General features: G+C 61.5%; 11 protein-coding genes. 2 read left to right on the forward strand and 9 right to left on the reverse strand.

Annotation, left to right across the window (positions count from 1 at the left end):
• Positions 1 to 24 precede the first annotated feature (24 nt).
• The 6 genes from AC097A_RS08185 to AC097A_RS08210 form a co-directional block, all read right to left on the reverse strand.
• Positions 25 to 1,389 carry an MBL fold metallo-hydrolase RNA specificity domain-containing protein gene (locus AC097A_RS08185; RefSeq protein ID WP_479620462.1) on the reverse strand — a complete coding sequence of 455 codons (1,365 nt, stop codon included), beginning with the start codon at positions 1,387 to 1,389 and terminating at the stop codon, positions 25 to 27.
• 89 nt (positions 1,390 to 1,478) lie between these two features.
• Positions 1,479 to 2,615, reverse strand: a complete 1,137-nt coding sequence (gene dnaJ, locus AC097A_RS08190) for a molecular chaperone DnaJ (protein WP_105260446.1) — start codon at positions 2,613 to 2,615, stop codon at positions 1,479 to 1,481.
• A 92-nt stretch (positions 2,616 to 2,707) separates the two neighbouring features.
• A complete protein-coding gene (gene dnaK / locus AC097A_RS08195) occupies positions 2,708 to 4,654 on the reverse strand; it encodes a molecular chaperone DnaK (protein ID WP_105260447.1) in 1,947 nt (648 codons plus the stop codon).
• Positions 4,655 to 4,761: 107 nt separating this feature from the next.
• A complete protein-coding gene (grpE, locus tag AC097A_RS08200) occupies positions 4,762 to 5,325 on the reverse strand; it encodes a nucleotide exchange factor GrpE (RefSeq protein ID WP_105260448.1) in 564 nt (187 codons plus the stop codon).
• Positions 5,326 to 5,392: 67 nt separating this feature from the next.
• On the reverse strand, positions 5,393 to 5,746 hold the full coding sequence (locus tag AC097A_RS08205; protein WP_105260449.1) for an FKBP-type peptidyl-prolyl cis-trans isomerase: 354 nt from the start codon (positions 5,744 to 5,746) through the stop codon (positions 5,393 to 5,395).
• A 153-nt stretch (positions 5,747 to 5,899) separates the two neighbouring features.
• Complete coding sequence (locus AC097A_RS08210; RefSeq protein ID WP_105260450.1) at positions 5,900 to 6,211, reverse strand: winged helix-turn-helix transcriptional regulator; 312 nt, start codon at positions 6,209 to 6,211, stop codon at positions 5,900 to 5,902.
• A 257-nt stretch (positions 6,212 to 6,468) separates the two neighbouring features.
• Here AC097A_RS08210 and AC097A_RS08215 point away from each other — a divergent pair, with 257 nt between their 5' ends.
• Positions 6,469 to 6,750 carry a late competence development ComFB family protein gene (locus AC097A_RS08215; protein ID WP_105260451.1) on the forward strand — a complete coding sequence of 94 codons (282 nt, stop codon included), beginning with the start codon at positions 6,469 to 6,471 and terminating at the stop codon, positions 6,748 to 6,750.
• 3 nt (positions 6,751 to 6,753) lie between these two features.
• Here the strand turns inward: AC097A_RS08215 and AC097A_RS08220 are convergent, their stop codons facing one another.
• Positions 6,754 to 7,596: a shikimate dehydrogenase gene (locus tag AC097A_RS08220; protein WP_479620463.1), complete on the reverse strand. Its 843-nt coding sequence runs from the start codon at positions 7,594 to 7,596 to the stop codon at positions 6,754 to 6,756.
• Between the two features lie 92 nt (positions 7,597 to 7,688).
• Complete coding sequence (rpoD, locus tag AC097A_RS08225; protein WP_105260453.1) at positions 7,689 to 9,995, reverse strand: RNA polymerase sigma factor RpoD; 2,307 nt, start codon at positions 9,993 to 9,995, stop codon at positions 7,689 to 7,691.
• 240 nt (positions 9,996 to 10,235) lie between these two features.
• On the opposite strand from rpoD, the gene AC097A_RS08230 reads away from it, so the two are divergent.
• Positions 10,236 to 11,021 (forward strand): substrate-binding periplasmic protein, encoded by a 786-nt coding sequence (locus AC097A_RS08230; protein WP_479620464.1) that lies wholly within the window; start codon positions 10,236 to 10,238, stop codon positions 11,019 to 11,021.
• Positions 11,022 to 11,049: 28 nt separating this feature from the next.
• Here the strand turns inward: AC097A_RS08230 and dnaG are convergent, their stop codons facing one another.
• Positions 11,050 to 13,050, reverse strand: a complete 2,001-nt coding sequence (gene dnaG, locus AC097A_RS08235) for a DNA primase (protein ID WP_479620465.1) — start codon at positions 13,048 to 13,050, stop codon at positions 11,050 to 11,052.
• Positions 13,051 to 13,067 lie beyond the last annotated feature (17 nt).

A 13,067-nucleotide genomic window follows, 5' to 3' on the forward strand; every position in this document is an offset into this window, starting at 1 on the left:
CTTGGGGCAGGGGGTGTGTGGTGTTCAGCAGGGCCAGGTGGAGCCGTGTTCGGGCACCAGTGCACGCCAGTGCAGCTCGCGCTCAATGCGCGCCCGCAAGGTGTCGGCGGCTTCCAGATCGCCATGCACCACATACACCTGGTCGGGGCGGCTGGGGCTGTTGCGCAGCCAGTCCAGCAGCTGTGTGGCATCGGCGTGGGCAGAGGCCGACTCCAGTTGCACGATCTCGGCATGCACCTCCACGTCGCGGCCGTGGATACGCACAGTGCGCGCGCCGCTGGCCAGTGTGGCACCGCGCGTGCCGGGCGACTGGTAGCCCGTGAGGATGACCATGTTGCGGTGGTTGCCCGCGTGGTGGGCCAGGTGGTGCAGTACCCGGCCACCGGTGGCCATGCCGCTGGCTGAGAGAATGACCATGGGTCCATGGCGTGACGCCAGGGCTTTGGATTCATCGGTGCTATTGACCATGGTGGCGGCATGGGTCATGGCATGCACTGCGTCACTGCTCAGCCGGTGTTCGCCGGGGTGCTGTTCAAACAAATGGGTGGTGTGCACTGCCATGGGGCTGTCCAGAAACACGGGCAGCCCGTGGGGCAGGGTGCCGTTGGCCTTGAGTTGGGCTATGGCGTGCAGCAGGGCTTGTGCGCGCCCAACGGCAAACACAGGCACCACGGCCACGCCGCCGCGCGCCGCCAAGCGTTGTAGGGCCGGCCCCAATTCGGCCAGCAGGTTGTCCTGTGGGTGGGAGCGGTCCCCGTAGGTGGATTCGATCAACACAGTGTCGGCGGCCGGAGCCGCATCCGGCGGGTTCATCAGGGAGTCATCGGGGCGCCCCAGGTCGCCGGAAAACAAAATTCTGCGCCCTGCGACTTCCAGCAAGATGCTGGACGCGCCCAGGATATGGCCAGCCGGCTGGAAGGTGGCACGCCAGCCGGGCAGGGGTTGAAAGGTACTACGTTGGTGCACGGTTTTGATCAGTGGCAGGCAGTCCAAGGCATCCTGGCGGGTGTAAAGCGGCAGCGCGGGGGTATGTTTGGAGAAGCCGTGCCGGTTGGCAAAGGCGGCATCTTCTTCCTGGATGTGCCCGCTGTCGGGCAGCAACACACGGCACAGATCGCGGGTGCCGGACGAGGCATAGATGGGGCCGCGGTAGCCTTCTTTGGCCAGCAATGGCAGGTAGCCACTGTGGTCCAGGTGCGCATGGGTGAGTAACACCGCGTCCACTTGGTCGGGCGCGATGGGCAGTGGTGTCCAGTTGCGCAAGCGCAGCTGTTTGTAGCCCTGGAACAAGCCGCAGTCCACCAGCAGGGACTGATCACCGCAGCGCACTAGATACTTGGAGCCTGTGACCGTGCCCGCTGCGCCGAGAAAGGTGATGGAAACGCCCATGGAGTCCTCCAAGAAAAAAGCCGCCGGGTCGTTTATAGACCGGGCGGCTTGCCAAGAGCGCGGGGGAGTCCCGCTTTTCTTGACCTGGATCAGCTAAAGAAGCTCTTCAAACGATCGGTCCAGCTGTCACCCGAGGGTGAGTGTTTGCTGCCGCCCTTTTTGAAGGACTCGTCCAACTCCTTGAGCAGCTTGCGTTGGTGCTCGCTGAGTTTGACCGGGGTCTCGACCGCAATGTGGCAGTAGAGGTCACCGGGGTAGCTGGAGCGCACGCCCTTGATGCCCTTGCCACGCAGGCGGAACTGTTTGCCGGTCTGGGTGCCTTCCGGAATATCGATCGCGGCCTTGCCAGCTAGCGTGGGTACATCAATCTCGCCACCCAGCGATGCGGTGACGATACTGATGGGCACCGAGCAATGCAGGTCGTCGCCATCACGCTCGAAGATGTCGTGTTTCTTCAGGCGGATCTCGATGTACAGGTCGCCGGGCGGGCCGCCGTTGGTACCGGGCTCACCGTTGCCTGCGCTGCGGATGCGCATGCCACCGTCGATGCCGGCGGGGATTTTGACTTCCAGCGTCTTCTGGCGCTTGATCTTGCCTTGGCCGCTGCACGCGATGCAAGGCTCGGGAATCACCTTGCCATTGCCGCGGCAGGTGGGGCAGGTCTGTTGCACGCTGAAGAAACCCTGGCGCATTTGCACCGTGCCAGCGCCATTGCAGGTGCCGCAGGTTTTGACCTGGGTGCCGGGCTTGGCGCCGCTGCCTTTGCAGGTGTCGCAGCTGTCCCAGCTCGGGATGCGGATTTGTGCGTCCTTGCCGCGGGCGGCCTCTTCCAGCGTCACTTCCATGGCGTAGCTCAGGTCGCTGCCACGGTAGACCTGGCGGCCTCCGCGCGCACCACCGCCGCGCTGTTGGCCGAACATGTCGCCAAAGATGTCGCCAAAGGCTTCGGCAAAACCGCCATAACCCTCGCCGCCCCCGCCGCCACCGCGATTGGGGTCCACACCGGCGTGGCCGTACTGGTCGTAGGCAGCGCGTTTCTGCGCGTCCGACAACATCTCGTAGGCTTCTTTGCCTTCCTTGAACTTTTCTTCGGCGGCCTTGGCCGCATCGCCCTGGTTGCGGTCAGGGTGGTGCTTCATCGCCAACTTGCGATAGGCCTTTTTAATCTCGTCCTCGGAGGCGTTTTTGGCAACGCCCAGGATTTCGTAATAGTCTCGTTTGGCCATGTGTGTCTCTGTGCCCGTTTACAACAGAAAAGCCGCGTTGAACCCCAGCAGGCGTTCAACGCGGCATCTTTCAGCTGCGCGTGTCCGCGCAATCAGCCTTTTTTGACTTCCTTGACTTCCGCGTCCACCACGTTGTCATCGTCCGCGGGTTTGGAGGACGCCTGAGCACCTTGCTCGGGCGCCGCTTGCTCGCCACCTTCAGCCGCCTGCTTGGCTTGCATATCGGCGTACATCTTCTCGCCCAGCTTTTGGCTAGCAGCCATCAACGCTTCGCTCTTGGCCTTGATTGCGTCCTTGTCGTCGCCCTTGAGGGTGTCTTCCAAGTCCTTGATCGCGGCTTCGATAGCGTCTTTTTCGCCGGCTTCCAGCTTATCGCCGTACTCGGTCAGGCTCTTCTTGACGCTGTGCACATTGGCATCGGCTTCGTTCTTGGCCTGCACCAGTTCCAGCTTCTTCTTGTCATCGGCAGCGTTCAGCTCGGCGTCTTTCACCATTTGCTGGATTTCTGCTTCGGACAAACCGGAGTTGGCCTTGATCGTGATCTTGTTTTCCTTGCCGGTGCCCTTGTCCTTGGCACCCACATGCAAGATGCCGTTGGCGTCAATGTCAAACGACACTTCAATTTGCGGGGTACCGCGGGCCGAGGGTGGGATGCCTTCGAGGTTGAACTCACCCAGCATCTTGTTCACGGCAGCGATTTCGCGCTCACCCTGGAACACCTTGATCGTCACGGCCGGCTGGTTGTCTTCGGCAGTGGAGAAGGTCTGTGCAAACTTGGTGGGGATGGTCGTGTTCTTGGTGATCATCTTGGTCATCACGCCACCCAGGGTTTCAATACCCAGAGACAGAGGTGTCACGTCCAACAACAACACGTCCTTGCGGTCACCCGAGAGCACTTGGCCCTGGATCGCAGCGCCCACGGCCACGGCTTCGTCAGGGTTCACGTCCTTGCGGGGTTCCTTGCCGAACAGTTCCTTGACCTTCTCTTGCACCTTGGGCATGCGGGTCATGCCGCCCACCAGAATCACGTCATGGATGTCGGAGGCCGACACGCCGGCATCCTTCAAGGCGGTGCGGATCGGCGCAATGGTGCGCTCGATCAGCTCTTCCACCAGGGCCTCCAGCTTGGCGCGAGTCAGCTTGATGTTCAGGTGCTTGGGACCGGACGCGTCTGCCGTGATGTAAGGCAGGTTGATGTCGGTCTGCGAGCTGCTGGAGAGTTCGATCTTGGCCTTTTCAGCGGCTTCTTTCAGGCGTTGCAGGGCCAACACGTCCTTGGACAGATCGACGCCTTGCTCTTTCTTGAACTCGGTGATGATGAAATCGATCACGCGCTGATCGAAGTCTTCGCCGCCCAGGAAGGTGTCACCGTTGGTGGACAACACTTCGAATTGTTTTTCACCGTCAACGTCAGCGATCTCGATGATGGACACGTCAAACGTACCGCCACCCAAGTCGTACACGGCGATCTTGCGGTCGCCCTTTTCGTTCTTGTCCATACCGAAAGCCAAAGCGGCAGCGGTGGGCTCGTTGATGATGCGCTTCACATCCAGACCGGCAATACGGCCGGCGTCCTTGGTGGCCTGGCGCTGTGCGTCGTTGAAGTAGGCCGGCACCGTGATGACGGCTTCAGTCACTTCTTCGCCGAGGTAGTCTTCGGCGGTCTTCTTCATCTTGCGCAAAATGTCGGCGCTGACCTGCTGGGGGGCCATACGGTTGCCGCGCACTTCCACCCAGGCGTCGCCATTGTCGGCTGCGGCAATGGTGTAGGGCATCAGGTCGATGTCCTTTTGCACTTCTTTTTCTGTGAACTTGCGGCCGATCAGGCGCTTGACCGCGTACAGGGTGTTCTTGGGGTTGGTCACCGACTGGCGCTTGGCGGACGCGCCAACCAGCACTTCGCCATCTTCCTGGTACGCAATGATGGACGGTGTAGTACGTGCGCCTTCTGCGTTCTCGATGACTTTGGGGGTGTTGCCCTCCATGATGGCCACGCAGCTGTTGGTGGTACCCAAGTCAATGCCGATGATTCTTCCCATGATTTACTCCTGCTAACTTAAAAATTCAGATGTGGATAAGGTGTGGGGTACTTTTGGACTTTCAAGAGCCCCCAAGGCCCAAAGTGGTATTTTTTAGAGCGCTTGCTTTATTTGGCGGCAGTTACAGTGACCAGGGCCGGGCGCAACACGCGGTCAGCAATCGAATACCCTTTTTGCAGCACGCTCACCACGGTGTTGGCGTCCTGCTCAGCCGGCACTACGCTGATGGCCTGGTGCTGGTGCGGGTCAAACTTGGTACCTGCAGCAGGGGCGATGGCGATGACCTTGTTGCGCTCTAGCGCCGCTACCAGCTGGCGCAGCGTGGCCTGGGCGCCCTCGCGGATTTGCTCGGGGGTGGCGTCCTTGATCACCAGACCGGCTTCCAGGCTGTCGGCCACGGGCAACATGCTCTCCGCAAACGACTCGACGGCAAACTTGCGGGCCTTGGCGATTTCGTCTTCGGCGCGGCGGCGGGCGTTTTCGGCCTCGGCCTTGGCGCGCAGAAACTGGTCCGCCAGCTCGCTGCTCTTGGCCTGCAGGGTGGCCAGCTCGGCCTGGGCTTGGGTCAGGGCATCTGCCTCGTTGGCGGCCTGGGCTGCAACCATGTCCTCGGTGCTTTGGTAATTGGCGGCCGTAGGGTTGGGGGTAGGGGTAGAGGAGGTGTCAGACATGCGTTTGGATCGAAGTTAGGCGGGAATGTGCCCCAGATGGTGTCCGGGAGCGCAGTTTCAAGGGGTTTTAGCCCGATACGCCCAGCAATTCCACATCAAATTTGAGGGTGGCGTTGGGAGGGATCACGCCGCCAGCGCCGCGCGCGCCGTAGCCCAGGGCTGCGGGAATGATCAGGGTGCGGGCACCACCCACCTTCATGCCGGCCACGCCTTCGTCCCAACCGCGGATCACCATGCCGGCACCCAGGCTGAACACGAACGGGTCATTGCGGTCTTTGCTGGAGTCGAACTTGGCACCCTGGGTGCCGTCGTTGTAGAGCCAGCCGGTGTAATGCACGGTGACGCTTTGGCCTTTGGTGGCCACAGGGCCGGTGCCCTCGACGGTGTCTTCAAATTGCAGGCCGCTGGCGGTGGTTGGCATGGGGAGTTCCTTGTTTGCTATAAAAAGAGTAGCTGCTCGCGCACATGGGGCGTGCGCTGGAGGGCTGAAAAGCCCTAAATTATGCCGCAGACGAAAAAAAGACAGGCCAAGCCTGTCTGGTGGGTGCTTGCCGCCGGCCTGCGCCGGCCCGGCTTACTTGGCCTTTTTGGCCAGGCTGGTGGACCACTTCACGGCAAAAGCCTGCAGGTCGCCCAGGCGCTTGAGCAGGTCGGCACCAGCAGCGGTGACCACATAACCGTCGCTGCCATGGGTCAGCAGGCCGGCTTCGCGCAGTTCCTTGATACGGGTGTTCAGGGTGTTGGGGGTGATACCGCCCACGCTGTCTTGCAGCAGGCGGAAGGTTTGTGCATGGCCGTCGCGCAAGGCCCACAAAACGCGAATCGCATAGCGGGATTCCAGCAATCCCAACAGTTGTCCCACTGCGATCGTTTCTTTTGCACTCATTACCTTACCCTTTTGTCTGTACCGTGACAGATTGCGCCCGTGGGGCCACAACCGCTGAAATGAGCAGAAACTATAGCGCAGATTTTCGGCTGCTACAAGTTTCATAGCTGCTGGCGTATGTTTTTCGGGCAACACCCCCTAAAAACACCCGGAATGCCCGGCCGCCGAGGGTGTGTAGCCGCTCTTGCCAGTGCGCAGGGGAGGTGCTAACGTTCTTTGCAAGGCCCTCTTGGGGTGAGTATCTTGCGGAGACATCCATGAATTTCAATTTCGAACAAGTCCACAACTACTACGAGCGTCTGGTATTTGAAGAAGTGGTACGCCGCGCCCAGGCGCACCCCACTTTCACCAATGACATGCTGGCCGATGTGGCCTGTGTAGCCCTGAACCGGCTGCCCGCGCGTTATGTACGCCACGATGTGGACATGATGTTCTACCTGACCGAGCAGGAGCGCCATGCCATTGAGCTCTCACTCGAAGAGGTGCTGCAGTTCGCCTTTGGCTTTGTGCAGGAGCGCGCCGCCAAGGCCCCCCGCTAGGTGCTAAAAGCTGGCCAGCACCTTGTCCATCAGGGTCGGGGAGATGGCAGGCAGGGGGCCAAACCAAGCTGCAAACGCCGGGCGTGCCTGGTTCAGCAACATGCCCAGGCCATTCACGGTGGCGTTGCCACGGGCTTGGGCTTCGCGCAGCAGCGGTGTTTCCAGTGGCACGTAGACGATGTCTGACACCAGGGCGGTGGTGGGCAGTGCGTCCAGTTGCAGGTCCAGCGCGGCCTGGCCGTGCATGCCCTGGTTGGTGGTGTTCACCAGCAAGGCCACGCTTTCCAGTGCTGCATGGCGTTCCGCCCAAGGGACAGCGTGCACCAAGGGGCCGAACTCTTGGGCCATGTCCACGGCCTTGGCATCGCTGCGGTTGGTGAGGCGGACTTCGGTGGTGCCTTCGTCCAGCAGGCCCGCAATCACGGCACGCGCAGCACCACCGGCGCCCACCACGCAGGCAGCTCCGGCATCGGCGCGCCAGTTGGGTTGGGCATCGCGCAGGCTCTGGATAAAACCAAAGGCGTCGGTATTGCGGCCGGTCAGCGAGCCATCGGCCCCCACTACGATGGTATTGGCCGCGCCGATGCGCTGGGCCAGCGGCTCCAGATGGTCCACGATGGCCATGGCCGCCACCTTGTGCGGGATGGTCAGGTTGCAGCCGGCAAAGCCCAGTATCGGCAGGGCGCGCAGGGCCTGCTCTATCTTCTCGGGCTGTACGGGCAACAGCACATAGGCGCCGCGCAGGCCGTGCTCGGCGATCCAATGGTTGTGCAGGATGGGGGAGCGGGAATGGGCGACGGGCCATCCCATCACGCCGGCGAGTCGGTACGGTTGTTCGTGGGCCATGAGAGCAATGCGGGCTAATGGACTATCAAAAAAATAGCGCCCCGCGCATGTTTCATGCGGACTGGGGCGCTATTTCGCTCAAAGCGAGCGGTTTACAACGTGTCGGTGAAGCTGCGCAGCTTGTCCGAACGGCTGGGGTGCTTGAGCTTGCGCAGCGCCTTGGCTTCGATCTGGCGGATGCGTTCGCGGGTCACGTCGAACTGCTTGCCCACTTCTTCCAGCGTGTGGTCCGACGTCATCTCGATACCGAAACGCATGCGCAGCACCTTGGCTTCGCGTGGCGTGAGGCTGTCCAGAATGTCCTTGACCACATCGCGCAGGCCGGCCTGCATGGCAGCTTCCATAGGCGCGGTGTTGGCGCTGTCTTCGATGAAGTCGCCCAGGTGGCTGTCGTCATCGTCACCAATCGGCGTTTCCATCGAGATCGGCTCTTTGGCGATCTTCATGATCTTGCGGATCTTGTCTTCCGGAATCTCCATACGCTCGGCCAAGACCGAGGCATCGGGCTCAAAGCCAAACTCCTGCAGGTGCTGGCGGCTGATGCGGTTCATCTTGTTGATGGTTTCGATCATGTGCACCGGAATACGGATGGTGCGCGCCTGGTCCGCAATGGAGCGGGTGATGGCCTGGCGAATCCACCAGGTGGCGTAGGTCGAGAACTTGTAACCGCGGCGGTATTCGAACTTGTCCACCGCTTTCATCAAACCGATGTTGCCTTCCTGGATCAAATCGAGGAACTGCAGGCCGCGGTTGGTGTACTTCTTGGCGATGGAGATCACCAGGCGCAGGTTGGCCTCGATCATTTCCTTCTTGGCCGCGCGCGAGGCGTATTCACCCTCGTTCATGCGTTTGTTGATGTCCTTGAGCTGGTCCAAAGGCACCACCACCTGGGCTTGCAGGTCCATCAGCTTTTGCTGCAGGTCTTGCACCGGCGGAATGTTGCGGCCCATGACGGCAGCCCATGGCTTGCCGGAGGCCGCTTGTTTTTCAATCCACTTGAGGTTCAGCAGGTTGGAGGCCACCTTGTTGCCGGCCTTGTCGCGACCGCTGAAGTCGGCAATGAAGTGTTCTTGCGGGTAGCCGCACTTGTCCACAATGATGCGGCGCAGCTCGCGCTCTTTCTTGCGCACATCGTCCACCTGGCCACGTACCATGTCGCACAGTTTTTCAATCGCCTTGGCGGTGAAGCGGATGGTCATCAGCTCTTCGCTCAGGGCCTTCTGGGCCTTCACGTAGGCGGGTGTGCCGTAGCCTTCTTTGTCGTAGATTTTGTGAACCTTCTCGAAGAGCTCGCGCATCTTGTCGAAGCGCTCCAGCGCCTGCTTCTTCAGCTCTTCGAGCTTCTTGGTCAGCGCCTTGGAGCCGCCCTTGCCGTCGTCATCGTCGGCTTCGTCAAATTCGTCAAAGTCTTCTTCGGCCACATAGTCGTCGGCCTCGTTGGGGTTGGAGAAACCGTCAACGATGGTGGTGATGACAACCTTGCCTTCGCGGATTTCTTCGCCCAGACGCAGGATTTCGGCAATGGTGGCGGGCGATGCAGAGATCGCCTCCATCATGAACATCAAGCCACCTTCGATGCGCTTGGCGATTTCGATTTCGCCTTCGCGCGTCAGCAGCTCCACGGTGCCCATTTCGCGCATGTACATGCGCACGGGGTCGGTGGTGCGGCCGAACTCGCTGTCCACGGTGGACAAAGCGGCTTCGGCTTCTTCTTCGGCTTCTTCCACCGTCGCAGCAGTAGAAACGTTGTTGTTCAGCAGCAGGGTTTCTGCGTCGGGTGTCTGTTCGTAAACGGCCACGCCCATGTCGTTCAACATGGAGATCACGACTTCCAGCGTTTCCGCATCCACCAGCTTGTCGGGCAAGTGGTCGGAGATTTCGCCGTGGGTCAGGTAACCGCGGGTCTTGCCCAGTGTGATCAGGGCCTTCAGGCGCGCGCGGCGCTTGGCCATGTCTTCTTCGGACAGCACGGTCTCGTCCAGACCGAATTCCTTCATCAAGGCGCGTTCTTTCGCCTTGCTGATCTTCATGCGCAGGGGTTTGACCTTCTCGCCGGGCGTTGCGGCCGCAGCTTCGGGCTCACCTACCAAGTCCGCTTCAATGTCGGACATGTCCATGTCGTCACCACCGGACTCGGAAGCCGCAGCCTTGGGCTTGCGACCGCGCTTGGCGCCGGTCGTGGTTTTTGCCGGAGCGGAGGATTCGTCTGCCGCGGCTTTGGCGGGGCGGCCGGCTTTCTTTTTGGCGGGCGTTTCTGCGGCGGCCAGAAGCGCGTCGGCAGCCTCTTTTAACTGGGCGGCTTTGGATTTGGGTGCGGACACGGAGGAGGCTTTCTTATCGGTCTTCGGGGCGGACTTGCTGGCAGGCTGGACAGGCTTGGCGGATTTTGAAGCGGGCATGCAAAAACCTCAGGTCAACAAAAAAACTGGCAAACAGATCAGGCACCAGCTACATCACGCGGTGGGCGAAGTAGGTGGCAAGACGGGGCAGTAATACCCCTGTGGCAAGATGGGAGGGCGATCATTTGGGGTGCAGTCCTTGCGGTGAGGTGGCCGGTTGTGACTTGGTGTCAACGTGTGGCCTAGCCCGGAGGTGCTGCTGTCGCTCTTGCCGAAATAATCCAGCATTATAGTTTGTAAATGTATTTATTCAATGGTGTTCTGCTTCTGGTGGCCCTGTTGGCGGGTGGGCCATGGGCTTCTGCACAGCCCCAGACACCGGTTTTGCAGGCATTGACCGAGTCATTGCCCCCGCTGAACTACGAGCAGGATGGCAAGATCACCGGCTTTGCCAGCGAGTTGCTGGACCTGATGGCCGCTGACGCCGGTATTTCCCTGCAAAAACAGCTGCTGCCCTGGGTGCGGGCCTATGACCGCGCCACCAAGCCGGGCGACACGGTGCTGTACTCGCTGGTGCGCACCCCCGAACGTGAGCCGCTGTTTCGCTGGGTGGGGCCGATCGGGCCGCGGCGCATCCTGCTTTACAAATGGGCAGACCGCACCGACATCCAGCCCAAGACGCTGGACGATGTCCGGAACTACCGGATTGGCACCACGCTGGAATCAGCAGCGACCAAAAATCTCATCAAGCAAGGTTTTGTGCCCATGCCCACGGACGGCGCCGCCTCGGGGCTGGAGCAGGGGGCGAACGACGAGCAGAACATGCGCAAGTTCATCGCCAAGCGGTTTGACCTACTGGTGTCGCTGGACTGGGCTGCCGCCTACAACGCCAAAAATGCCGGCATTGACCCCGCCGACCTGGTACCGGCGCTGGTGCTGGATGACAGCCTGAACTACTGGTACGGCCTGAACCTGTCAGTGGACCCTGACGTTGCCAAACGCTTGAATGCTGCCTTGCAGAAGCTGCGCAATGACGGGCGCTACACCCAGCTGCGGCAGAAGTACCTGCTGAAGGCCGCCAAATAGCGCGCGGCTATTGGTGCGCTGACGGCATTTAGCCGGCCGCTGCCGCGTTGGGCTGTACGGCCAGCTCCAGCTGCTTGCGGCGCAGCTGCAGCTCCCGGTAGCGCTGCAGGGCGCCGGCATCATGGGCGGAGGCTGCGATGGCCTCGGTTTCCTGTTCCTTGATGCGGTCAATCAGCATGCGGTTGAGCAGGTCACGCAGCTCGGGGCCGGATTCGGTCATCGGCTCGCTGGCCACACTGGGGCCGGCCAGCAGGCGCAGCGCCAGGTCTTCGGCCGGGTGGCCCACAATTTCATCTTTCAAGGTGCCGCGCGATACCGGGCCGTGCTCGTGCAACTGGCCCTCCAGCCAGATAAACAGATCGCCATGTGGTGAGGGCAGCTCGCACAGCAGGGCGTGGTCTTCACTGGTCAGCACCTCCCACAGCTCGCTGTGGCTCAGCAAGATGCGGGCGGCGTGGTCGGCCCGGCTGTCTAGCTTGGCGCGCGGGCCGCTGGGGCGGGGCTCACGTGGCGGAAAACGGCCGCCGCCTTTGCCTTCCCATTTGCCACTGCGCGGGGTCCAGCCTTCTTTTTTCCAGTCGTTTTTCTTCTTCCACTCTTCCTGGGGAATCCAGGGCTCGGCCGGCTCTTCGTAGGCAAAGTGGCCATCGTCGGGTGGGCCGTCGTACGGCTGGGGTGGGGCACTCTTGCGGCGCTGGGGTTCGGCCGCCGGTTTGGCAGTGGCGCTGGCCCACAGCGACCCCAGCTCGCTGCTGCTGAGCTGCACCAGGCTGGCGATTTCAGCCAACAGCTGCAGCTTCAGCGCGCCATCGGGCAGCTGCGTCCACAGCGGCTTGGCGTTGCTGGACATATGGGCACGGCCCTCGGCGGTGCTCAGGTCGCAGCCTTCCTGTGCGGCTTCGACCAGGAAGCGGCTCAGCGGCGTGGCCTTGGACACGTAGTCGGCAAACGCCTCTTGGCCATAAGTGCGGATAAAGCTGTCGGGGTCGTGCTCGGCAGGCAGGAACAGAAACTTGATGCTACGCACATCGGTGGCAAAAGGCAGGGCCCCGTCCAGCGCCTTGCGCGCGGCGCGGCGGCCGGCGGCGTCGCCGTCGAAGCTGAAGACCACCGCGTCGGTAAAGCGGAACAGCTTTTGCACGTGCTCGTTGGTGCAGGCCGTGCCCAGCGTAGCCACCGCATTGGGAAAGCCCAGCTGCGCCAGTGCCACCACGTCCATATAACCTTCGGTCACCAGCACATAGCCAAACTCGCGCAGCGAGCTGCGCGCCTCGAACAGGCCATAGAGCTCGCGGCCTTTGCTGAAGACCGGGGTTTCGGGGGAGTTGAGGTATTTGGGCTTTTCATCACCCAGCACGCGGCCGCCAAAGCCGATGCATTCACCCTTGATATTGCGGATGGGGAACATCACGCGGTCGCGGAAGCGGTCGTAGCGCTTTTCCTCGCCGCCGTTTTCGGCCTCGTGCAGGATGACCAGACCGCTCTCCACCAAGAGCGGGTCGTCGTACTGCGGGAAGATGCTGGCCAGGCTGCGCCAGCCCTCGGGCGCGTAGCCCAGGCCGAACTGCTTGGCGATTTCACCGGAGAGGCCACGGCCTTTGAAATACTCAATGGCGCGTGGCGACTCTTTCAGGCCGCGCTTGTAGGCGTCGCCGGCCTTCTCCAGCACGCTGGTCAGAGTGTTCTGTTTTTGGCGCTGCTCCTGGGCGCGGGCGCGATCCTGCGGGCTGCCTTCTTCCTCGGGAATCACCATGCCGTACTGGCCGGCCAGGTCCTTCACCGCTTCAATGAAGGTCATGCCCGCGTGGTCCATCAAAAAGCTGATGGCGTTGCCGTTCTTGCCGCAGCCAAAGCAGTGGTAGAACTGTTTGGTGGGGCTGACCGAGAACGAGGGCGACTTCTCGCCGTGGAAGGGGCACAGGCCCATGAAATTGGCGCCGCCCTTCTTGAGCTGCACATAACGGCCCACGATCTCCACCACGTCGGTACGCGCGATCAGTTCCTGGATGAAGGTTTGCGGGATGGCCATGGGGTGATTGTAGGAAC

The organism is Rhodoferax sp. XS2R6 (genome assembly GCF_056521365.1).

Coding starts and splice junctions, on each gene's coding strand:
- AC097A_RS08210 (WP_105260450.1), bottom strand. CDS start 6,211: ATGAGTGCAAAAGAAACGATCGCAGTGGGACAACTGTTGGGATTGCTG.
- AC097A_RS08215 (WP_105260451.1), top strand. CDS start 6,469: ATGAATTTCAATTTCGAACAAGTCCACAACTACTACGAGCGTCTGGTA.
- AC097A_RS08205 (WP_105260449.1), bottom strand. CDS start 5,746: ATGCCAACCACCGCCAGCGGCCTGCAATTTGAAGACACCGTCGAGGGC.
- AC097A_RS08230 (WP_479620464.1), top strand. CDS start 10,236: ATGTATTTATTCAATGGTGTTCTGCTTCTGGTGGCCCTGTTGGCGGGT.
- grpE (WP_105260448.1), bottom strand. CDS start 5,325: ATGTCTGACACCTCCTCTACCCCTACCCCCAACCCTACGGCCGCCAAT.
- AC097A_RS08185 (WP_479620462.1), bottom strand. CDS start 1,389: ATGGGCGTTTCCATCACCTTTCTCGGCGCAGCGGGCACGGTCACAGGC.
- dnaJ (WP_105260446.1), bottom strand. CDS start 2,615: ATGGCCAAACGAGACTATTACGAAATCCTGGGCGTTGCCAAAAACGCC.
- dnaK (WP_105260447.1), bottom strand. CDS start 4,654: ATGGGAAGAATCATCGGCATTGACTTGGGTACCACCAACAGCTGCGTG.
- dnaG (WP_479620465.1), bottom strand. CDS start 13,050: ATGGCCATCCCGCAAACCTTCATCCAGGAACTGATCGCGCGTACCGAC.
- AC097A_RS08220 (WP_479620463.1), bottom strand. CDS start 7,596: ATGGCCCACGAACAACCGTACCGACTCGCCGGCGTGATGGGATGGCCC.
- rpoD (WP_105260453.1), bottom strand. CDS start 9,995: ATGCCCGCTTCAAAATCCGCCAAGCCTGTCCAGCCTGCCAGCAAGTCC.